Origin of the sequence: Bacillus sp. AL-1R (assembly GCF_052180195.1) — a bacterium.
Taxonomy (GTDB): Bacteria; Bacillota; Bacilli; order Bacillales; family Bacillaceae_G; genus Gottfriedia.
Window position 1 is genome coordinate 1,598,879 of the sequence record NZ_CP197469.1, and the last position, 23,007, is coordinate 1,621,885.

General features: G+C 33.6%; 18 protein-coding genes, 2 pseudogenes and 1 riboswitch. Of the genes and pseudogenes, 18 read left to right on the forward strand and 2 right to left on the reverse strand.

Annotated elements, in window-relative coordinates; all coding sequences use genetic code 11:
- Positions 1 to 288: 288 nt before the first annotated feature.
- The 4 genes and pseudogenes from ACSBO6_RS07425 to dpaB all read left to right on the forward strand — a co-directional run.
- Complete coding sequence (locus ACSBO6_RS07425) at positions 289 to 1,269, forward strand: polysaccharide deacetylase family protein (protein WP_098848336.1); 981 nt, start codon at positions 289 to 291, stop codon at positions 1,267 to 1,269.
- A gap of 101 nt (positions 1,270 to 1,370) precedes the next feature.
- Positions 1,371 to 2,612 carry a M16 family metallopeptidase gene (locus ACSBO6_RS07430; protein WP_498844430.1) on the forward strand — a complete coding sequence of 414 codons (1,242 nt, stop codon included), beginning with the start codon at positions 1,371 to 1,373 and terminating at the stop codon, positions 2,610 to 2,612.
- 234 nt (positions 2,613 to 2,846) lie between these two features.
- Positions 2,847 to 3,749: a dipicolinic acid synthetase subunit A gene (dpaA, locus tag ACSBO6_RS07435; protein ID WP_098848334.1), complete on the forward strand. Its 903-nt coding sequence runs from the start codon at positions 2,847 to 2,849 to the stop codon at positions 3,747 to 3,749.
- Positions 3,746 to 4,171, forward strand: a pseudogene (gene dpaB, locus ACSBO6_RS07440) (dipicolinate synthase subunit B); the annotation flags it as partial. The gene dpaA and the pseudogene dpaB, both read left to right, overlap by 4 nt.
- Positions 4,172 to 4,206: 35 nt before the next feature.
- On the opposite strand, the gene ACSBO6_RS07445 reads toward dpaB, so the two are convergent.
- Positions 4,207 to 5,703 (reverse strand): recombinase family protein, encoded by a 1,497-nt coding sequence (locus ACSBO6_RS07445; protein WP_098848333.1) that lies wholly within the window; start codon positions 5,701 to 5,703, stop codon positions 4,207 to 4,209.
- Positions 5,704 to 5,824: 121 nt separating this feature from the next.
- Between ACSBO6_RS07445 and ACSBO6_RS07450 the strand changes: the two genes are divergently transcribed.
- The 6 genes and pseudogenes from ACSBO6_RS07450 (at position 5,825) to dapA (ending at position 10,559) form a co-directional block, all read left to right on the forward strand.
- Positions 5,825 to 6,001 carry a cell division protein FtsZ gene (locus tag ACSBO6_RS07450; RefSeq protein ID WP_098848332.1) on the forward strand — a complete coding sequence of 59 codons (177 nt, stop codon included), beginning with the start codon at positions 5,825 to 5,827 and terminating at the stop codon, positions 5,999 to 6,001.
- A 302-nt stretch (positions 6,002 to 6,303) separates the two neighbouring features.
- Positions 6,304 to 6,837: a hypothetical protein gene (locus ACSBO6_RS07455; RefSeq protein ID WP_098848331.1), complete on the forward strand. Its 534-nt coding sequence runs from the start codon at positions 6,304 to 6,306 to the stop codon at positions 6,835 to 6,837.
- A gap of 145 nt (positions 6,838 to 6,982) precedes the next feature.
- Positions 6,983 to 7,165 (forward strand): annotated as a pseudogene (spoVFB, locus tag ACSBO6_RS07460) (dipicolinate synthase subunit B); the annotation flags it as partial.
- A gap of 181 nt (positions 7,166 to 7,346) precedes the next feature.
- Entirely contained in the window at positions 7,347 to 8,390 is a 1,044-nt protein-coding gene (gene asd / locus ACSBO6_RS07465; protein ID WP_142339252.1) for an aspartate-semialdehyde dehydrogenase, read from the forward strand.
- A gap of 25 nt (positions 8,391 to 8,415) precedes the next feature.
- Complete coding sequence (dapG, locus tag ACSBO6_RS07470; RefSeq protein ID WP_098848329.1) at positions 8,416 to 9,645, forward strand: aspartate kinase; 1,230 nt, start codon at positions 8,416 to 8,418, stop codon at positions 9,643 to 9,645.
- A gap of 20 nt (positions 9,646 to 9,665) precedes the next feature.
- Positions 9,666 to 10,559, forward strand: coding sequence for a 4-hydroxy-tetrahydrodipicolinate synthase (gene dapA, locus ACSBO6_RS07475; RefSeq protein WP_098848328.1), 894 nt, complete (start codon positions 9,666 to 9,668; stop codon positions 10,557 to 10,559).
- Between the two features lie 83 nt (positions 10,560 to 10,642).
- Here dapA and ACSBO6_RS07480 read toward each other — a convergent pair whose 3' ends face one another.
- A complete protein-coding gene (locus ACSBO6_RS07480) occupies positions 10,643 to 12,175 on the reverse strand; it encodes a multicopper oxidase family protein (protein ID WP_498844659.1) in 1,533 nt (510 codons plus the stop codon).
- Positions 12,176 to 12,528: 353 nt separating this feature from the next.
- On the opposite strand from ACSBO6_RS07480, the gene ACSBO6_RS07485 reads away from it, so the two are divergent.
- The 8 genes from ACSBO6_RS07485 (at position 12,529) to ACSBO6_RS07520 (ending at position 23,007) form a co-directional block, all read left to right on the forward strand.
- The gene (locus tag ACSBO6_RS07485; RefSeq protein ID WP_098848327.1) at positions 12,529 to 14,199 is read left to right on the forward strand and encodes a ribonuclease J; all 1,671 of its coding nucleotides are present in this window, start codon (positions 12,529 to 12,531) and stop codon (positions 14,197 to 14,199) included.
- 167 nt (positions 14,200 to 14,366) lie between these two features.
- Positions 14,367 to 15,050, forward strand: a complete 684-nt coding sequence (locus ACSBO6_RS07490; RefSeq protein ID WP_498844660.1) for a ClpP family protease — start codon at positions 14,367 to 14,369, stop codon at positions 15,048 to 15,050.
- Positions 15,047 to 15,259, forward strand: a complete 213-nt coding sequence (locus tag ACSBO6_RS07495; protein WP_098848325.1) for a YlzJ-like family protein — start codon at positions 15,047 to 15,049, stop codon at positions 15,257 to 15,259. The genes ACSBO6_RS07490 and ACSBO6_RS07495 overlap by 4 nt, the downstream gene beginning before the upstream one ends.
- A 123-nt stretch (positions 15,260 to 15,382) precedes the next feature.
- The gene (locus ACSBO6_RS07500) at positions 15,383 to 17,770 is read left to right on the forward strand and encodes a DNA translocase FtsK (RefSeq protein ID WP_098848324.1); all 2,388 of its coding nucleotides are present in this window, start codon (positions 15,383 to 15,385) and stop codon (positions 17,768 to 17,770) included.
- Between the two features lie 61 nt (positions 17,771 to 17,831).
- Positions 17,832 to 17,933: riboswitch (purine riboswitch) on the forward strand.
- Positions 17,934 to 18,176: 243 nt separating this feature from the next.
- The gene (locus ACSBO6_RS07505; RefSeq protein WP_098848323.1) at positions 18,177 to 18,902 is read left to right on the forward strand and encodes a GntR family transcriptional regulator; all 726 of its coding nucleotides are present in this window, start codon (positions 18,177 to 18,179) and stop codon (positions 18,900 to 18,902) included.
- A gap of 168 nt (positions 18,903 to 19,070) precedes the next feature.
- On the forward strand, positions 19,071 to 20,168 hold the full coding sequence (locus ACSBO6_RS07510; RefSeq protein ID WP_218937242.1) for a BMP family lipoprotein: 1,098 nt from the start codon (positions 19,071 to 19,073) through the stop codon (positions 20,166 to 20,168).
- Between the two features lie 251 nt (positions 20,169 to 20,419).
- On the forward strand, positions 20,420 to 21,943 hold the full coding sequence (locus tag ACSBO6_RS07515; RefSeq protein ID WP_098848321.1) for an ABC transporter ATP-binding protein: 1,524 nt from the start codon (positions 20,420 to 20,422) through the stop codon (positions 21,941 to 21,943).
- Positions 21,940 to 23,007 carry an ABC transporter permease gene (locus ACSBO6_RS07520; RefSeq protein ID WP_098848320.1) on the forward strand — a complete coding sequence of 356 codons (1,068 nt, stop codon included), beginning with the start codon at positions 21,940 to 21,942 and terminating at the stop codon, positions 23,005 to 23,007. Before ACSBO6_RS07515 ends, ACSBO6_RS07520 begins: the two co-directional genes overlap by 4 nt.

Below are 23,007 nucleotides of genomic sequence, written 5' to 3' on the forward strand. Positions count from 1 at the left end.
TTGCGGAACTAGACATCACGTAAAGCAGAAAGCTCGGTACGCTATTTCTTAAATTATTTAAAACAACAGGCACATCGAAATGAGCCTGTTGTTTTTTACATTTACCCGCTTCTTAGTCCCCTCTTTTAAAATTCCTGAATTTCATGCGTGACTAAATTTTTTTTGGTTACAATAAAAAAGTAGAACTTGAATTGATTAAATAAATTAGTTTTGCTCGTAAATCAGTACAAAGCTTGTTCTATTTTATAAAAAATATCATATTCCTTCTAGTAGGAGGGTGTTTAGGAAATGGGTAGAAATCTGTTAAAAGTCTTTGCAATCGTTATGGCATTATTTCTAGCAATTTTAGTAGTTAGAAATCCATATACTAATCAATACGTGAGAATCTTAACATCAAAGTCGTCAATTGTTTCAGCGAAAACAAATGGATTATACGATGAAATCAAATCAAAGGCGAAAAAATTCGAGATACCTCCAAAGGATGCTCATGTGGATTCGGTATGGAAAGCGATACCCGGCTATAATGGTTTAACAGTTGATATTAATGAGTCATATAAGAAAATGAAGGTAATCGGTAAGTTTGATCAGAATAAGCTCGTATTTAAAGAAGTTTCTCCAAAAGTTCATTTAAAGGATTTGCCACCATCACCAGTATATAAAGGGAATCCAGAAAAGCCAATGGTTGCATTTACAATCAATGTTGCGTGGGGAAATGAATATATTCCGAAAATGTTAGAAGTATTAAAGAAGCACAATGCAAAAGCAACATTCTTTCTTGAAGGTAGATGGGCAAAAAATAATCCAACGGTTGCTCAACTAATCACTGCTGCAGACCAAGAAGTTGGAAACCATTCTTATTCACATCCCGATATGGCGAGATTAGGTAGTCAGGAAATAAGAAATGAAATAACAAAAACAAATTCAGTCATACTTGCAACAACTGATCAAAAAGTTGTATGGTTTGCCCCTCCAAGCGGTAGTTATCGTGATGAAGTAGTTAAAATTGCTTCAAGTTTAGGGTTAAAAACAATTATGTGGACAGCAGATACGATTGATTGGCAGAAACCACCAAGAGAAGTCATTATTAATCGTGTGATGAAAAAAGTAGGTAATGGTACAATCGTTCTTATGCATCCAACGAAACCAACAGCTGAGGCACTTGATGAACTAATTACAAGAATAGAGGCATCAGGTAGAAAAGTTGTAAATATTTCAACTTTATTAGATGAAAAACGGTACGATCCAATTAAAAAAGTTGAAAACAAATGACAATTACATCCAGCTTTGTTAAGATGATTGTAAAATATAGTTATATTTTTCAATCTTATTACAAATGTGTAAATAGATGGTGTATACATAGGAGGCATTAAATGATTGTACGACATACTTGCAAAAATGGAGTCAGAGTAGTAATTGAAAATATTTCAACTGTCCGTTCAGTTGCACTAGGAGTCTGGATAAAAACAGGTTCAAGCAATGAAACGCCAGAACTAAATGGTGTTTCACATTTTCTTGAGCATATGTTCTTTAAAGGCACAAAGACACGCAATGCGAAAGAAATCGCTGAAAGTTTCGATTCAATTGGTGGACAAGTAAATGCATTTACGTCTAAAGAATATACTTGTTATTATGCTAAAGTGTTAGATACACATGCGGATTACGCGTTAGAAGTATTAGGAGATATGTTTTTTAATTCTACTTTTGATGAAGGTGAATTAGAAAAAGAAAAAAATGTAGTACTTGAAGAAATCAAAATGTACGATGATACACCAGATGATTTAGTTCATGATTTATTAAGTAAAGTGATGTATGAAACTCATCCATTAGGTTATCCAATTTTAGGTACAGAAGAAACTTTAAAATCTTTTAATGGTGATACATTACGCCAGTACATGAAGGATTTTTACACTCCAGATCAAGTAGTCATTTCAATTGCGGGTAATATTGATGATTCATTTATTAAACGTGTTGAAGATTTATTTGGAAATTATGAGGGTAAAAAGAAAGATGTAAACTTCGGGATTCCTACAATACATTATGGACAAATTGCTCGCAAAAAAGAAACTGAGCAAGCACATCTTTGTGTTGGCTATAGAGGTCTAGAACTTGGACATAACGATTTATATCCATTAATTGCCTTAAATAATATTCTAGGTGGTAGTATGAGTAGTCGATTGTTCCAAGATGTTCGTGAACAAAAAGGACTTGCATATTCTGTATTCTCTTATCACTCTGCATACCAAGATAGCGGTACAGTTGCAATTTATGCAGGGACTGGAAAAAGTCAAATAAATCAATTATTTGAGACCATCCAAGAAACTTTAAAAGTATTAAATGCTAAAGGAATTACAGAAAAAGAATTAAATAATTGTAAAGAGCAATTAAAAGGTAACTTAATGTTAGGATTAGAAAGTACAAATAGCAGAATGAGTCGAAATGGTAAAAATGAACTAATGCTAGGTATTCATCGTTCTTTAGATGAAGTCATTCAACTAATAGATGGTGTAACAATTGATAAAGTAAATGATATCGCGAAGTTTGTTTTTACTGATAACTACGCAGTTTCATTAGTAAGTCCTGATGGAGTAATTCCAACAAATATTAAGCAATAAGTTGATAAATTAGAGAGCCTTTTTAAGGGCTCTCTTTATTTTTTTAGTTTAAGAAATAAAGATAATTGCCCATATTTAAACAGTTTATCATTACTGCTTTTTAATTTTAGAAAGAATCTTCACCAATGCATTGGAAGATTCATAAGATATTTAGGAGAAAGATGTTAGGCGGTAGTCCTGCTTACAAAGATTAATTTCCATTTACCATAGTGAAGTAAAGAAGGTGAATGCTGCATGTTAACTGGCTTGCATATTGCTGTTATTGGTGGGGACGCCAGACAGCTTGAAGTTATTCGGAAGTTAACAGAGTTAGACGCAAAGGTAACATTAATAGGTTTTGAACAATTAGATAGTGGCTTTACCAGTGCATCTAAAGAATTAATGGCAGATGTAGATTTTGAAGATCTAGATGCAATTCTTCTACCTGTACCAGGTACGAATAATGAAGGAGTTGTCGATACAATTTTTTCAAATGAAAAAGTTGTACTGACAAAAGAAATTCTAGATAGTACTCCTTCGCATTGTACGATTTATTCTGGAATAAGTAACTCATACTTAGACAGTATAGTTACAGCTTCAAATCGAAAGTTAGTAAAATTATTTGAACGAGACGATGTAGCTATTTATAATAGTATTCCGACCGTTGAAGGTACGATCATGATGGTCATTCAACATACGGAATATACAATTCATAATTCGAAAGTAGCCGTATTAGGTTTAGGTCGTACAGGAATGAGCGTCGCGAGGACTTTTCATAATTTGGGTGCAAAAGTAAGAGTAGGGGCGCGTAAATCAGAGCACATTGCTAGAATTGTTGAAATGGGCTTAGAAGCTTTTGAATTTAAGAATATAGAAGAGGCCTTAAAGGATGTCGATGTTGTAATTAATACTGTTCCAGTTCAAATTGTTACAGCAAGTGTCATTTCAAAATTACAACCTCATTCTCTAATCATTGATTTAGCTTCAAAACCTGGAGGAACAGATTTTCGTTATGCTGAAAAAAGAGGTATTAAGGCATTATTAGCACCAGGTTTACCAGGAATCGTTGCTCCTAAAACAGCAGGTCAAATAATTGGAAACGTACTAGCACAGCTATTAAAGGTAGAATTAGATAAAAGGAAGGAGCAACCAAAATGACGTTGAAAGGTAAGAAAATTGGATTTGGTATTACAGGGTCACATTGTACTTATGAAGAGGTAGTTCCTCAAATTCAAAAGCTAGTGGATGATGGAGCTGATGTATATCCTGTTGTTACGTTTACTGTAAAAAGTACAACAACTCGATTTGGTGTAGGAGAAGACTGGATCGAAAAAATAGAAGAAATTACAGGGCGTAAAACAGTTGACTCAATTGTAGGAGCAGAACCATTTGGTCCAAAAGTACAATTAGATTGTATGGTAATTGCACCCTTAACAGGAAATTCAATGAGTAAGTTTGCTAATGCTCAAACTGATAGCCCTGTATTAATGGCAGCTAAGGCTACTTTGAGAAATGGAAAACCTGTTGTATTAGGTATTTCTACAAACGATGCTTTAGGTTTAAATGGAACTAATTTAATGTGACTTAGATGGTAATACCAAATCAGTCAACAAGATCACCTAGGAAGCTTCGGAAAAAGTGTGAGTGTAAAATCATCTAGTTTTTGATGAGGTTCTTTTTTATACTCTACTTTAAATAAAACTGATTTTAGGAGACGATTTTTCAATTCAATATCAGTTGTTTTGTAATACAAATCTAACACTTTTTCAAAGGTTGGAATTATTTGATCGATTAATAACTCCTTATTATGATATTTGGCTAGTTCATCCAAAATTAACGTTTTACTATTTGAAAGTTCGTTTATTCGATTAGTGAGGATTTCAGAACGTTCATTGTAAATCGTTTCATCATAAACACCGCGTTCTAGTAAATTAAATAAATTATTTTTTTGTTTTACTACTTCACTTAAATCATTCTCGATTTGTTTAAGTGCTTGTTTTTTTAAATTAGTTACGTCCAAATCTTCCTCGTTGGTTCGATTCGTAAAACTTATTTTGTATTCTTTTAACCAAATTTCTAACCCTTGTAAAAGTCTCTCTTCAATTAAATGTGTATAGGATGCGCGAGTGTTACAACGGTTATTTGTACACACGATTTGTTTAGGTTTGCCTTTTGGATAACGCTGCTGTAATTTCGACTTGCATTTGCTGCAAATAATGATTCCGGCTAACTGATTACTTAATTTACTATTATAGGGGGCATGGTATCGACTTTTTAAAATATCTTGTGCCAAATTGTATTGATCAGGATCAATAATGGCTTCATGTTTTCCATCAACAATTATCCAGTCAGATTTTGGTTTTCTCATGCCCTTACTTGATTTTTTATTCCAAGTCACTTTACCTATATAAATAGGATTTTTTATCATCTCCAAAATGGAATGATAACTCCATTTTTTTCCTGTAAAGGAAGGGATATTCATTTGATTTAAACGGTTAGCAATTTCAGTTGCACCAATCAAATCCTTTGTATACCATTCAAAAATAGTTTTAACTACCTTCCCTTGATCGCTATTAATACGTAAAGAGCGGAATTCCTTTGTTTCATAAATCTCATAACCATAAGGAGCAAATGTTCCTAAATAATTTCCTCTTTGGACCGATAAAACTCGACCTCGTTGAAGCCTACGAGTAATTATTTTTAATTCTTTTCGGGCCATAAAAGCCTCAAATTCACTGTATTCCTCATCAAACTCGTCATGAAGGTCATATGTCTTTCTTGGTGTAATGATTTTTGTTTTAGATGATTTAAACGTTTCTAAAATAATGCCCTGCTCCTTCATATTACCGCGTCCAAGACGGTCCATATCCATTACTAACACACCATCATATTTAAATTCTTCAACTTCTTGTAATAGCTTTAACATTTCTGGCCGATAAACAAGCGATTCACCTGATGCAATTTCCTGCCTAATACAAATTATGTTTAAATCATTTTCCTTAGCGAATTTTAAAAGCTGCTCTTTATGCTTTGATAAAGTCTCACCCTCACCTCTAGCTTCTGCGTCTAAATCTGCTCGACTTTTACGTAAGTACAATGCAACTCGTTCCATTTGATCACCTCATAGACTATATATATGTCTAATTAAGGAATTAATTAATTTTTGGATCAATCGACACTAAAAGGTTGGTTAGTCCGTCAATAAACGAAACATACAATGAAATATGGGGGTGGTGATACTGAGTAAACAAACAGAATTTACTGCTACCTATCAATTTGGAAAAACAAAAGTGAATATAATTGCACCAGATGATGTAACAGAAGAAAATAAAAAGAAAATTATTGAAGAAATTCAAACGATTGGATGGAAGATTGTTAAAGAAGAATTGTTTAAGAAGGATGATAAATAGGAAGTATGTAAGCACCTAAATAAGGGTGCTTTTTTTATCTGTTTGTTTCGATTGATCTAGGAAGAATTATCTATTTTCAAATGACTAGATTCCTTAGGTAAAAATATTTTTTGTACTTTTACAACGGTAAAAAACTAAATATGCAATCATTTTACATGCACATATAATTGTGACCATGATCTAAGATTCATGTAATTTTAAAAAAATTCTGAGACAGATTACTCAAAAATCTGTCATTTTTTTTACATAATGATCGTAAATATAGTGATAGTGATTCTAAATATTCATCATAGAGAGGAATGTTGGTTATTATCGATTATCATTTAACAAAACAATTTGTTTCAAAGGAAAAATTGATCGAACGTAAGCTTGCTGATCATTTAATTTTCAATGTAAGAATAAAGGATGTCATCGAACTAGCATATAATAACTGGGTTTTAGATTATGCTAAAGGTGTAGTTGCCTTTAATCTTACAAATGGTGAATTAGTAGGATATTCACTTACTGGTACAAATAATAGAACGGATAATGATTATGAGGTTATTATTTTTGAACTAGATGCCAATGTTGACGTGGAGGATGTTACGGTTTTACTGGGGAATATTGGTGTTCGAGCTGTACGGACATTTTTTGGTATTGACGATGAAACTTTTTCAAATAATATGGTATTTTGGACTGAAACCTATTTACGATTTCATAATTTGTCGATTAAATCAATTAGAAATCGGTTTTTAAAAGTACTTTACACTGATTATAAACAAACTTTTTATACTAACTGCATTAAAAAACAACTTGATTATGTTTATGCTAAATATATTGTTCATTATAATCATTAGGGTGAGATTTTAAAAATTATTCTTGAGCTGAATTTTTTGTTTCAATCCCCTTTTATAACCTTTAGTCGGCCCCTTTTAAATTCAATTTTTTACTGTCTTAAAACCAATGATATTCCATTTAAATAGGTATTATCCTCTAAGTCATAATTTAATGCGTTTAATGAGTACAAAAAATATCTATTTTATTCCCTTTGGTCAAGATGATCCAATAAAAAAACCGAATTCACTAGTGGCAAGAATGGATTCATTGCTTGATACAGTGAAATCGTCTATTGAAGGAAAACAACTTCAACCTGTTTTAGTGGAAAAATATCGTGATCTCCAATAATTATTTTAGAAAAAATAGGACTGAATTATTTTTTCTATGATAGAATGAAGAAAATTGAGTATGTGTCATTAGGATACATACTCGTTACTATGAAATCAATTATTCAAGCGAAAACCTTTGAATATAAACTTCATTTAACGTAAACTATTTAATAAATGTGAAAACAGGGATGGTGCAAAAAGTGGGGAATAAACAAAGTTATGTAGTAGCTGTAGTAGGTGCAACTGGAGCAGTTGGACAACAAATGATTGCAACATTAGAGAAAAGAAATTTTCCAGTAAAAGAAATTAAATATCTATCATCAAAACGTTCAGCAGGAACAAAATTAACATATAAAGGTGAAGAGGTAATCGTTCAAGAAGCAACTCCTGAAGCTTTTGAAGGTGTAGATATTGCTTTATTTAGTGCTGGTGGCTCAGTATCAAAAGATCTAGCTCCTGAAGCAGTTAAAAGAGGGGCAGTAGTAGTTGATAACACTAGTGCATTTAGAATGGCTGAAGACGTACCTTTAGTTGTACCTGAAGTAAATGACCAAGATTTATTTAATCATAAAGGTATTATTGCAAATCCTAACTGTTCAACAATCCAAATGGTTGTTGCGCTAGAACCAATTCGTCAATCTATTGGTTTAAATAAAGTAGTAGTGTCAACTTACCAAGCCGTTTCAGGTGCTGGAGTTACAGCAATTGAAGCCTTAAAGGAACAAGCGCAAGCATTCTTAAACGGTGAAGAAGCAACTCCATCAGTATTACCGGTAAAAAGTGGTGAGAAACATTATCAAATTGCTTTTAACGCAATTCCACAAATCGATGTCTTTACTGAGAATGGATATACTTATGAAGAAATGAAAATGATTAATGAAACTAAAAAAATCATGCATTTACCTGAATTACAAATTAGCGCAACATGTGTAAGACTTCCTGTAATTTCTGGTCACTCTGAGTCAGTATACATTGAAGTTGATAAAGAAGTATCAGTAGCTGAACTTAAATCACTTTTAAGTGATGCACCTGGAATCGTATTACAAGACGATCCAGATCAACAACTATATCCAATGCCATTTTACAGTATTGGAAGTAATGAAGTATATGTAGGACGTATCCGTAAAGATTTAGATAATCCATTTGGATTCCATTTATGGATCGTTTCAGATAATCTATTAAAAGGTGCTGCTTGGAATTCAGTGCAAATTGCTGAACGATTAATTGAGTTAAGCATCATTTAGTGAAAACTGCTAGAGAGGTGCAAGAATGAAGATATTAGTCCAAAAATTTGGAGGGACTTCAGTACGTGACGAAAATGGAAGAAAGCACGCACTTAAGCATATAAAAGAAGCATTAGAAAAAGGATATAAATTAGTAGTTGTTGTTTCAGCTATGGGTCGAAAAGGTGAACCATATGCAACAGATACACTATTAAATTTAGTTGGCGCAAAAAAAAGTAAGGTCACACAAAGAGAACTTGATTTATTAATGTCATGTGGTGAAACAATTTCTTCAATTGTTTTTTCAAATTTATTGAATGAAAATGGTATTCATGCTATGGCAATGACAGGTGCATCTGCAGGTTTCCGAACAAATGATGAATTTGGAAATGCAAAAATTCTTGATATGAAATGTGGCCGTTTAATTAAAGAATTAGAAAACTATGATGTTGTAGTAGTCGCAGGATTCCAAGGATCTACATCTAATGGTGATGTTACGACATTAGGTAGAGGTGGAAGTGATACTTCTGCTTCTGCACTTGGGGTTGCTGTTGGTGCAGAAACAATCGAAATCTTTACTGACGTTGAAGGCGTAATGACAGCAGATCCAAGGATTGTTAAAGAAGCAAGACCTTTATCAGTTGTTACTTATGCAGAAATTTGTAATATGGCATATCAAGGTGCGAAAGTAATTCATCCTAGGGCTGTAGAAATCGCGATGCAAGGGAAGGTACCTATTCGAATTCGTTCAACGTATTCAAATAGTTTAGGTACACTAGTAACATCGAATCCTACGAAACGTATTATTGGTGAAAATATTCAAGATCGTTTAATAACAGGAATCGCACATGTACCGAATGTTACGCAAATTAGAGTAACTTCAAAGGAACATACTTTTGATTTACATTCTCAAGTATTTAAAGCAATGGCAAATAAAGGAATAAGTGTAGACTTTATTAATATCTCACCTAATGGTGTAGTATACACTGTAAGTGATGAAGTTGCTTCAAAAGCGATCGATGTATTAAAAGGAATTGGCTATGAGCCTTCATACACAACTGGCTGTGCAAAAGTATCAATAGTTGGAGCGGCAATTGCAGGAGTACCTGGAGTAACTTCAAAAATTGTAACTGCATTAGCTGAAAAAGGTATTCAAATTTTACAATCAGCAGACAGTCACACGACTATTTGGGTGCTTGTCAAAAATGAAGATATGGTCGAAGCGGTTACTGCACTTCATGATGCATTTGAACTTAGTTCAGTTAAAGTCGATTAATATTTGAGCGGAGTGGAATAATGAGTAGATTTGGTAAAATTTCAACAGCGATGGTAACGCCTTTTGATTCAAAAGGAAATATTGATTTTGCAAAAACAACAAAACTTGTGAACTACTTAATTGAGAATGGAACAGATTCAATCGTAGTTTGTGGAACAACAGGAGAATCTCCAACATTAACTTCAGAAGAAAAATTAGCATTGATTAGTCATGTAGTTTCAACGGTAGCTGGTAGAGTACCTGTTATCGCGGGTACAGGAAGTAATAATACTCGTGAAACAGTTGAATTAACGAAGAAAGTTTCTGCCTTAGGTGTAGATGCAATCATGGTAGTTGTACCTTATTATAATAAACCAAACCAAGAAGGACTATATCAACACTTTAAAGCAGCAGCAGAAAGTACTCAGCTTCCTGTTATGTTATATAATGTACCAGGCAGAACAGTTGCTAGCCTTACAGTAGATACAATTGTAAGATTAGCTGAAATTCCAAATGTAGTTGCAATTAAAGATGCTACTGGAAACTTAAGCATTATGACAGAAATTATTGACCGTACTCCTGAAGATTTTGAATTATATTGTGGTGACGATGGACTTACGCTTCCAGCCTTTGCAATTGGTTCAAAAGGAACGGTTTCTGTTGCATCACACGTGTTAGGAAATGAAATGCAGCAATTAGCTGAAAGCTTCTTCACAGGAGATATGGCTAAAGCACAATTCTTACACCGCAAACTATTGCCATTATTTGATGGATTCTTCATGGCGCCAAGTCCAGGTCCAATCAAAACAGCTTTACAAATGAAAGGGTTAGATGTTGGTGGAGTCCGTTTACCACTTGTACCACTTTCTGAAGCTGAACGCACAACGATTGGTATATTAATAAATAATTTAGACGAAGCATTACAAAATAATTAATAACAAAACCACTTACAAACAATCCGATTAATTTGGATAGCGTAAGTGGTTTTTTTACTAATTTCACAAAATTTCAAATCTCCTTATTGAATGACAATATATGGTCTCATCATTTCATAATCCTCGTGTTCCAACATATGACAATGCCAAACATATAATCCAGTAAACGGCCCAAACCTCATGATTATTCTAGTTACTTGATTTGGATTAGCTGAAACAGTGTCCTTCCATCCACATTCTTGTGGTTCTGGTGGAATCGGTGGATCTGTGTAATGAATGACCCCTTCTTGTTTATACTTTTCTACATCAAAGTTTCTTCGATCTAAGATTTGGAACTCAATTAGATGAACATGTATAGGATGAGAATCAGGTGTTAAGTTAATTAAATACCATATTTCGATAGTTCCTAATTTCGGATTTTCTGAAATGGGAGCATCCCAATGTTTATGATCCAATAACATAATTTCTCGTCCATACTGATCCATTTTGTGAACTAATGGTAAGAAGCGTTGTTTGAATGCAGACTGTTCATTGATTTTTGGGAATTGTTGCAAATTAGCTGGTATCATACTTGTATCCACGTTTGACAAAGGCAATGTAACTTTAAATTGCATGACAGTTCCTGTATTTTCATCAACAGGTTTTCCATTTGGAAATGGGGTAGGAGCATCATTTCGCATACTAATCTTTTTACCTTCAAGATTAGTAAAATCGATGATTACTTCTGCTCGTTCTGAAGGAGATAACATGAGTTCGTGGATACCAATCGGATGCTGCATGAATCCGCGCTCTGTTGCGATTTGATACATAAGTTGACCAGAATCGAGCTTAATTCGAAAAAAGCGGGAGTTTGACCCGTTTAATAATCTAAATCGATATTTTCTTGGTTCCACGTTTAAATAAGGATGAACTTTACCATTGACAATCACTGTATCACCAAAAAATTCCGGGATAATAGATGTGTCTAGATCTTTAATAGGTTTATCTGGTTGTTTAGGATAATAAAGTGAACCATCAATATTAAAACTTTTATCTTGTATCAATAGTGGGATATCATAGCGCCCATTCGGTAAATTTAATCTACTTTCCTTCTCATCACTAATTAAATAAAACCCTGCTAATCCAGCATAAACATTTAGCCTTGTAATGCCTAGTGCATGATCATGGTACCAAAGGGTAGATGCGCTATTACAATTATCATATCGGTATACTTGCTTTTTAAAATAACGGCCAACTTGTTTATAATCTTTTGTAAACCAAGCTTCAGGATAGCCATCGCTTTCAGGTTCAACACAAGCACCATGTACGTGCACTACTGTCCTTACTTGGGGGACATCTTTATGAGCACCATGAACAGTAAAATCGATTGGAAACAAGTGTTTTTCTGGGAGATCATTGATCCACTTAATAAATACGATTTCACCTTTTTCTACTTTTATGGTAGGTCCAGGATAGGATCCTTCATATCCCCAAACTGTTGAATCATTTAACTCACTATGGAGAGATTGCTTAAATTCCGTCATCGTTACCTCATAATAAGTATAATAATGATCTTTATAGCGAGGTTTTAAAATTGGTGGAATGGGTAGTTCATCTACGAATTTTGAAAGATTCATTTTTGGGGGCTCTCTGTCATTAAAATTCATTTAGACCCTCCTTTTCTAACTTAATCATATTCCTGCAATAAGTAATAATTGACCATTCACTCAAGTTCAAAAAGAATTTTTATTTGAGTTAAAAAGAAAAAAATAAGGCAGAAAAAATGTAGTAAAAACAATAAATTTTTCTTTTCAATATTAGCTATAGTCACAAGAACGCAAAAAAATGATTAAAAATACATCCCCAAAGTAATCCGATTTTCCTATTTAAGGAAGAATGTATCTTGTTTTACTTGTTCGGACTAGGATATAATGTTTGTAAGATTTTGAACGGTCTGTAAATTTAAAGAACTAACTAGGAGGAACAGGTTGTGTTGAAGGAAATGAATGAACAAGTAAAAGTTTTTGCCCTTGGTGGAGTAGGTGAAATCGGAAAAAACATGTATGTAGTCGAAGTTGGTGATTTGATTTACGTGTTAGACGCAGGTTTAAAATTTCCTGACCAAGAAATGTACGGAATAGATCATGTCATACCTGATGTAAGTTATTTAGAGAAAAATGCACATAAAGTTGTAGGTGTTTTTATAACACATGGACATGAAGATCATATAGGTGCCATTCCATATATTATGAATAAACTACCACATGTAAAGTTTTATACAAATAAATTAGCATATTTATTTATAAGAGAAAAATTAAGCGAGAAAGGTATTAAAAACCTTGAGCAATTTGAACTATATGATGAAACTACTTTATTAACATTTGAAAATAGTTCAATTAGTTTTTTTAGAACTACTCATAGCATTCCAGATTCATTTGGATTTTGTGTAAATACACCACAAGGTGCTGTCGTTTTTACTGGAGACTTCAAATTTGATCAGTCGAAAAGTCCTTATCCAGGTGCTGATTTAGGCAAACTAGCCTTAATAGGAGATAAAGGTGTTTTATGTTTGCTATCTGATAGCACAAACGCTGAAAGACAAGGGTTTTCTGGGTCTGAGAAGAAAGTATCGGAAGAAATTAAAAAAGAAATAATGAATGCAAAAGGAAGAGTTTTAGTAGCTTGTTTTTCTTCAAATATATATCGAATTCAACAGGTTATTAATGCAAGTGAAGCGGCAGGTCGAAAACTAGCAGTAGTGGGAAGTAGTATGATGAAATCAATTGAATTAGCAAAGGAATTAGATTATTTATCAATTCCGGATGATCTAATGATTTCAGTTGTGGATACAGATAACTATAAAGAAAGAGATATTGTCATTCTAACAACCGGTACACAAGGAGAACCAATGGCAGCCCTTTCGAAAATTGCTAAAGGTACACATAAGCAAGTTTCAATTCGTAAAGGTGATACTGTCCTAATGGCTGCAACAGCAATTCCAGGGAATGAAATGTTAGTTGGATCTACTGTTAATTTATTATTTAGAGCTGGCGCAAATGTTATTTATGGCTATAAAAAGGTACACGTATCTGGTCATGGTTATGAAGAGGAATTAAAGCTAATGCTTGAATTGATGAAGCCAAAATATTTCATACCAGTTCATGGTGAATTTCGAATGCAAAAAGCACATTCACATATTGCAGAAGAAGTAGGCATAGCAAAGGAAGATATTTTTATTATTGAAAAGGGTGACATCGTTTCGTTTAAAAATGGTCAAGCCACTCGAACTGAAAAAATAGAAGTTGGTAACGTTTTAATTGACGGAATTGGTGTTGGTGATGTTGGAAATATCGTATTGCGTGATCGTAAATTACTATCTCAAGATGGTATATTAATCGTTGTCGTAACGTTTAACAAGCAAAAGAAAGCAATCATATCTGGTCCAGAAATTATCACTCGCGGGTTTGTATATGTACGTGAGTCAGAAAAATTAATCACTAGATCAACTGAAATTGTAAAAGACATTACAGAAAAAATGCTACAAAACGACCAAATTGAATGGACATTATTAAAGAATTCAATAAGAGATGGATTAAGCGCTTACTTATATGAAGAAACAAAAAGAAGACCAATGATTCTACCTATATTAATGGAAGTATAATTTATATAGTGTAGTACTTCTTAATCTAAGATGGGTATGATTTCCTTATTATTTTCACATACTAATTTGTATGAAAAATGATAGGGGGAACTGTTTTGACAAATTCAAATAATGAAACACCAATTCCAAACGAAGAAGCACCTCCAAAGCCAAATGATCAAAAGGATATGAGCATTGTTGAAAAAATACAGCAATTAGGACAAACAAATGTTCCAGCAAGCAATGATTCAAAAATCCATTGTTTAACGATAATAGGGCAAATTGAAGGGCATGTAGCTTTACCACCTCAAAATAAGACAACTAAATATGAACATTTAATCCCACAATTAGTTGCAATAGAACAAAACCCTAAGATTGAAGGATTATTAATTGTTCTAAATACTGTAGGTGGAGATGTGGAAGCAGGCCTTGCGATATCAGAAATGATTGCGACATTAACAAAACCTACTGTTTCAATCGTTTTAGGTGGTGGGCATAGTATCGGAGTACCAATTGCAGTAAGTACTGACTTTTCATATATTGCTGAAACGGCAACAATGACGATCCATCCTATTCGTCTAACCGGTTTAGTAATTGGTGTACCTCAAACGTTTGAGTATCTTGATAAAATGCAAGAAAGGGTAACGCGTTTTGTTACGAAGCATTCAAATATTACGGAAGAACGTTTCAAGGAATTAATGTTTACAAAAGGAAATTTAACAAGAGATATCGGCTCTAATGTAGTCGGTGGAGATGCAGTAAAATATGGACTAATTGATGATGTAGGTGGTATCGGGCAAGCATTAAGTAAATTGCAAGAATTGATTGACGAACGAAAAGAAAAGTCTGATAAAGAGGAGAATGAATTTTGATTCTATATACAATAATGCCAATTGAATCGATTTTTCCCGTTGATCAACAAGAATTCGAATCACAGCAGTTTTTAGAATACAATGGTGTTCCTATGTTGGTTGATAGTGTTGGGGGTACAGCTTTTGAAATTAAAAGAATTGTAAGTACAGATCCGCAGCATTTTATGCAATATACACCTGGTCAACGAATTTTAGTTCTACCATCTTAAGGTAATTATTAACAATACATGGTAAACATATGTTCTGATATGTTATAATAAATTCAATTTAAGAAAGCAGCCAAAAGGCTGCTTTCTTTGGCGAATCTGCAAATTTAGATGGGGGTGAATTACATGGCAAAGCAGAAGCAGCAAAAGTCAAAAGCTCGAAAGTCAGTAAGTGGCAATGGGTCAATATGGTATGAAATTAGTGGATTAATATTTTTAGCACTTTCAATCGTAACGATATTAAAACTTGGTATTGTAGGTAAAGCCTTTGTATTATTCTTGAGATTCTTCTTTGGAGAATGGTACATGCTAAGCTTTCTTTTTATAATCGGTTTATCTGCATATAGCATAATTTATCGAAAAAGACCTCCATTTGTTTCGAGTATTACGATTGGTGGATTGTTAATCTTCTTTAGTATATTGATGTTTAGTCATGTTACTCTATTTGATTTATTAGCAAAAAATAATCAATTTCATGATCAATCTGTCATAAAAAGTACGCTAGATTTATTCTTATACGAAGCCAAAGGTAAGATTAGTACGGTGGATCTTGGTGGAGGTATAATTGGAGCGATACTTTTTGCAGTTTTATATTTCTTATTTGATCGAACCGGTGCAATTCTTTTCGGTATTATTGCCATAGTTGCGGGCGTTTTATTTATTACTGGTAAGCCACTTGGAGGTTATGTATACCAATATATAATGCCAAAAGTTAGAAATTTAATTTCAGATACATGGAAGGATTTAACAAATTTTTGGAAACGTGGTCGTGAACAAAAAACAACTAGTAGACGAGCTGAGGCTAAACAAAAGAGAAAAGCAAAGAAAGATTCATATGAAGACGATGATCGTCATGAAGAAGTGTCAGGGGCTGAAAGTTTAAATTACCAAATTAATAATTCATATGAAGCTGAGATTGAGCCGAGAAAAGAAATTCAAATTGAATATTCTCCTACATATCAGCCACCTAAAGAACCAGAATTGATCATAGCAAATAATTCAAATCAACTTCAGGCTCATTTTGCAGATGAAGACGATCATTCAATCGAATTGCCAGTTGCAGAAGTAGGAGTCGAGGATAAGATAGACTACGTATTGCCATCAATGGACTTATTAGCCTATCCAAAAGGCGCTAAAAAACGAGAAAATGAATCAAAATTAAAGGAAAATGCGGACAAGCTTGAAAGAACATTTCAAAGTTTTGGTGTAAAGGCTACTGTAACGAAAGTACATCATGGACCTGCTGTAACAAAATATGAAGTATACCCTGAAGCAGGGGTAAAAGTTAGTCGTATTGTAAACCTTAGCGATGATTTAGCACTTGCACTTGCAGCCAAAGATATTCGAATTGAAGCTCCTATTCCAGGTAAATCAGCTGTTGGAATTGAAGTGCCAAATACGAATATAACGACTGTATTACTTAGAGAAGTTCTCGAAGCAAAAAGTCCGAAATTACAAAATCCATTAGCTGTATCGCTAGGAAAAGATATTGCCGGTGATGCTGTATTTGCAGAGCTTAATAAAATGCCACATTTACTCGTAGCTGGAGCGACAGGTAGTGGGAAAAGTGTATGTATAAATGGAATCATTGTTAGTATCCTAATGAATGCAAAACCATCTGAAGTTAAGCTAATGTTAATCGATCCGAAGATGGTTGAATTGAATGTATATAATGGTATTCCACATTTACTAACCCCTGTCGTAACAAATCCTAAAAAAGCTTCACAGGCGTTACGAAAAGTTGTTAGTGAAATGGAAAGAAGATATGAGCTTTTTTCTCATTCAGGAACTAGAAATATTGAAGGTTATAACGAATTAACGAGACAAAATAATGCGATGACAGATTCGAAACAACCTTTATTACCATTTATCGTCGTGATTGTTGATGAATTAGCTGACTTAATGATGGTAGCATCAAGTGACGTAGAAGATTCAATCACTAGATTAGCCCAAATGGCTCGTGCAGCGGGGATACACTTAATTATTGCGACACAAAGACCGTCTGTTGACGTTATCACAGGTGTTATTAAAGCAAATATACCTTCTCGAATTGCTTTTAGTGTATCTTCTCAAACAGATTCTCGTACAATACTTGATACTGGTGGAGCAGAAAAACTATTAGGAAGAGGAGATATGTTATACCAACCAATTGGTGCTTCTAAACCAATCCGAGTGCAAGGAGCATTTTTATCTGATGATGAAGTTGAACGAGTAGTCGAGTTTTCAATCTCTCAACAAAAGGCTCAATACCAAGAAGAAATGATGGTAAAAGAGGAAAAAGATGGGAAATCGGAAGTGGATGATGATCTATATAATGAAGCTGTTGAATTAGTAACCAATATGCAATCTGCCTCAGTATCACTACTACAAAGAAGATTTAGAATTGGTTATACAAGAGCTGCTAGATTAATTGATGCGATGGAAGATAATGGTGTAGTTGGTCCGTATGAAGGTAGTAAACCTAGGGAAGTATTAATTAGTAAACCGGTGGAAGATGAGCAAGCCTTGTCTTAACAAAAAAGAAAAAATTGTCGAAACATTGTTGACATTTTTAGACATAGAATGATATTATTTCTTCAGATAAATGGATAGTCCTCATATAATATCGACATAATGGGTCGGAAGTTTCTACATTGCAACCAATATTTGCAATACTATGGGGAAAAAGCATTATTATGGAGAAATGATTTATATTTATGAAAATCAAAAACTCTTATAATCTAGCTTTTTCACTAAGTGGAACAGTAGATTATAGGAGTTTTTTTGTTAAATATGAAGAAATGATTCATTAACGAAATAAAAAATAAAGCGTTTACAAAAAAGTGTTGAAATGAGTAAAAAATAACAGTATAGTAAAGAAGGATTATACGACAGATGTCTAACAACTGATGTCTGAAATCCGAAGTTTGGGGGATGGGAAATGAAGATTAAAACAGACACCAGATTACTTTATCTCCAAGTGATGGATCGAATAAAGCAAGATATTGAGAATGGTATTTATTTGCCACATCATAAGTTACCATCAGAGTATGAGTTATCTAAAATATTTGGAGTAAGCCGAGCAACATTAAGAGAAGCATTAAGAGTTTTAGAAGAAGAAAATATTTTAGTTAGAAGACACGGTGTCGGGACATTCGTCAAACCGAAACCAATTTTTAGGACAGGCATTGAACAATTAAGTAGTGTCTCAGAAATGATTATTGATGCAGGTAAAGAACCTGGTACAATCTTTCTTTCTTCTAAACTATTAGTTCCTACAAAAGAAGATTTAAAAAACTTCAATATAACAGAAGATGATCGTATGCACGTAGTAGAAAGAATTCGAACAGCAAATGGTGAACCTGTCGTTTATTGCATTGATAAATTGCCGACAAATTATTTTAAACAGGTTCCGTCTTATGAAGATCATTCGTTCTTTTCATTTATCGAAAAAGAAACTGGTCGAAATATCGAATATTCAAGTGCAAGAATTGAACCTATAGGTTATCACGATAAAGTTTCTCCTTTATTACAGTGTGAACCAGATGTTTCATTATTATTAATCGAACAGCTACATTTTGACGATTTAAACCGCCCAGTATTGCATTCTAATAATTACTTTAGAGCGGATCAGTTCAGTTTTAATGTATTAAGAAAAAGAAATTAAATTGTATAGCCAAAATATTATTTACAAAAAATAAGTTTTGGCTGGTTTTCAAATATTGTTTACTGAAATTTCATTAAATATTGGGGAGGTGGATCGTTAAGGTAACGATTATAAACCAAGCTAGTACAAATGTAAATAAAAATTTAAGGGGGCAAAATTTTTATGAAGATGAAAAAAGCTGGTCTTGTTCTTTCTATGGCCTTAGCAGCAGGTACAATTTTAGGTGCTTGTGGTAAGGGTGGAGAAACAAAAGACGTAAAAGGTGCATTTAAAGTAGGGATGGTAACTGACTCAGGTACAATTGATGATAAGTCATTTAACCAAGGTACTTGGGAAGGAATTCAAGCTGGTGCTAAAGATTTAGGTTTCGACCTTAAAAAGAATACAAAATACTTAAAACCTGCTGGTGAAACTGAGGCTGATTATTTAAAAGAAATTGGAAACTTAAATGATGCGGGCTTTAAATTTATCATCACTCCAGGTTATAAATTTGAAACAGCAATTAATAAAGCGCAAGATAAATATAAAGATGACAAATTTGTCATTATCGATGGAACACCACACTCTTCTAAAGATTTTACGCCAAATGTTAAAGAAAACACAGTTTCAATTTTCTTCGCAGAGCATGAAGCTGGTTACTTAGCTGGTATTGCTACAGCAGTACAATTAAAAACTGGTGATGTTGGATTTATCGGTGGTATGGAAATTCCAGCAGTACAAAAATTCAACTGGGGATTCCAACAAGGGATTAAATATGCAAACGAAAATCTTGGAACAAGCATTTCTTTAAAAGCTAATAACGTAGTGTATTCTGGAAGCTTCACAGACAAAGCAGCAGGGCAACAAATCGCAGCTCAAATGTATGACCGTGGCGTTAAAGCAATTTTCGCTGCTGCAGGTGGAGTAGGACAAGGTGCTATTACTGAAGCTAAAAATAGAGTGGCTAGTGGTAAAGAAGCATGGGTTGTTGGTGTTGACGTAGATCAGTATGCTGATGGTGTTTATAAAGATAACAAATCAGTCATTTTAACTTCAGCTATGAAAGGTGTAGCGAAAGCAGCTTCTGATATGGTAAAAGCTGAAAAAGATAAAAAATTCCCTGGTGGAGAAACTTTAACTTATGATGCTAAAAATGATGGTATTGGTTTACCAAAAGAAAATCCAAACTTAAGCTCAGAAACTTTAACAAAAGTTGATGAAGTATTTAACAAAATTAAGTCTGGTGAAATTGTAGTAGCAAGTGAAAGAGGAAGTTTAATTAAGTAATTAATAAATGAAAGAAGAAGCATAGGAAAGGAAATCCTTTTATATGCTTCTTCTACCCTATAAATGATTTTAGCAATTCATACTTTAATCAATTGTAAGCACTTATATTGGTAAAGCTTCCAATTGATTAGGGCATGAGTATCGGGTGAGCTTAGAAAAACCCTCCCTAAAGAATAAAATCGAGAAAAATATTTCGAAATCAAGTTAAACTTTAAAAATAAATGACTTCGTAATATACAAGGAGGAAAATTATGGAATATGTAGTGGAGATGCTAAATATAACTAAAGAGTTTCCTGGCATTATAGCGAACGATAATATTACACTACGATTAAAAAAAGGGGAAGTTCATGCTTTATTAGGTGAAAACGGAGCAGGGAAATCAACTTTAATGTCCGTCCTTTTTGGAATGTACTCTCCTGAAAAAGGAATTATAAAAGTAAAAGGTAAAGAGGTTAAAATTTCAAATCCAAATGTTGCAAATGAACTAGGAATCGGAATGGTTCACCAACATTTTAAATTAGTTTCGAATTTTACTGTAACAGAAAATATTATTTTAGGTCTTGAACCTAAAAAAGGTTTAGTCGTTGATATCAAGACTGCAGCAAAACGAATCGAAGAGCTTTCTAAAACTTACGGATTAAATGTAGATCCATATGCAAAAATTGAAGATATTTCAGTAGGGATGCAACAAAGAGTCGAAATTTTAAAAACATTATACCGTAATGCAGAAGTATTAATCCTAGATGAGCCAACAGCAGTACTTACTCCACAAGAGATTCAAGATTTAATGAAGATTATTAAAAATTTAATTAATGAAGGCAAGTCTATTATTATCATTACACATAAATTAAAAGAAATTAAAGCTGTTGCTGATCAATGTACGGTTATTCGTCATGGAAAATATATTGGTACTGTTGATGTAAAACAAACGTCTGAATCTGAAATGGCGTCTATGATGGTCGGACGTCAGGTGTCTTTCAAAGTAGATAAAGTAGAATCGAAGCCTGGTGAAGTTGTATTAGATATTAACAATCTAAGTGTAAAAAATAATAAAAAAGTATTAGGTTTAAAAAATGCTTCACTTCAAGTTCGAGCAGGTGAAATTGTTGGGATTGCCGGAGTAGAAGGAAATGGTCAAACTGAACTTGTTGAAGCAATTACAGGATTAAGACCGATTGAAGAAGGTTCTATTTTATTAAAAAATCAAGATATTACAAAACATAGTATACGCGATCGAATTAGAAGCGGTATTGCACATATTCCAGAGGATCGTCAAAAAAGAGGTCTTGTTCTTGAATATACAATTGAAGAAAACGTTGTTCTAGAGATTTATAATCAAGAGCCATTCTCTAAATATGGGGTGTTAGATAAAGCTGCGATTGCCAAACATGCAAAAAAAATCATTGAAGAATTCGATGTACGTTCAGGTGAAGGTGCTAAAACAGTCGTTGAATCAATGTCTGGAGGAAATCAACAAAAGGCAATCATTGGTCGTGAAATCGAACTTAAGCCTGAGTTATTAATTGCATGTCAGCCAACTCGTGGATTAGACGTAGGTTCAATTGAGTATATTCACAAGAGATTGATAGAGCAAAGAGATAGCGGAAAAGCTGTCCTATTAATCTCGTTAGAGCTAGATGAAGTTTTAAATTTATCTGATCGAATTGCAATTGTAAACGCTGGTGAAATCGTTGATATCGTTAATGCTAAAGACACAAATGAAGATGAATTAGGTTTAATGATGGCTGGTATAAGGAGAGGTGAAGGGGCATGAAAAAGGGAGGAATCATTTCTTTAATTGCCATATTATTAGGTTTACTAGCTGGAGCACTATTAATTTTTGTAACAGGTAATGATCCAGTAGAAGGGTTTACTTATTTATTCCAAGGTGGATTAAAAGATCCAGAGCGTATTGGAAATACACTTGCTACTGCTACTCCATTAGTTCTAACAGGACTTTCTGTTGCTTTTGCATTCAGAACGGGTTTATTTAATATTGGTGCAGCTGGGCAAATGCTATTTGCAGGATTTTGTGCTTCTGCAGTTGGTTTAACTGTCGATTTACCTACGCTGATCTTAGTTCCGATTATGGTAATTGTAGCCTTTTTAGCGGGTGCAGCTTGGGCATTTATTCCAGGACTATTGAAAGCGAAATTTAATGTTCATGAAGTAGTTTCTACAATCATGATGAACTGGATTGCATACTGGACAGTTTACTATTTAGTACCACAATATTTTAAAGGTAGTACAGAAACAGAGTCAAAAATGCTTGCAGATTCTGCAACATTAAAAATGCCATTTTTATCAAATTTATTTGGTGATTCATATATAAACTTTGGTTTATTTATTGCAGTTATTATGGTAATCATCATTTCATTTATTATTAATCGTACAGTATTAGGATATGAGTTAAAAGCTGTAGGTTATAACCGTAGTGCTGCTGAATACGCAGGTATCTCTGTAAATAGAAATGTTATTTTATCAATGATGATTTCAGGCGGACTTGCTGGCTTAGCGGGTGTTGTTCAATATGCTGGTAATGCATCATTAATTCAAATAGGTGTTTTACCTACTGAAGGATTCGACGGAATTGCCGTTGCACTTTTAGGAATGAATACACCAATTGGCGTATTTTTCTCAGCAATCTTCTTCGGACTATTATATTCTGGTAAAGGCTTTATGAGTGCAATGACTTCGATTCCACCAGATATAGCTGATGTTATCATTGCAATCATTATTTATTTCTCAGCAACTAGTATTTTAATTAAAAAAGTAATCGATCGAGTATCCAAATCACGTAAGTACAAAAACAGCAATGTAGGAGAGAAGGTGAAATAA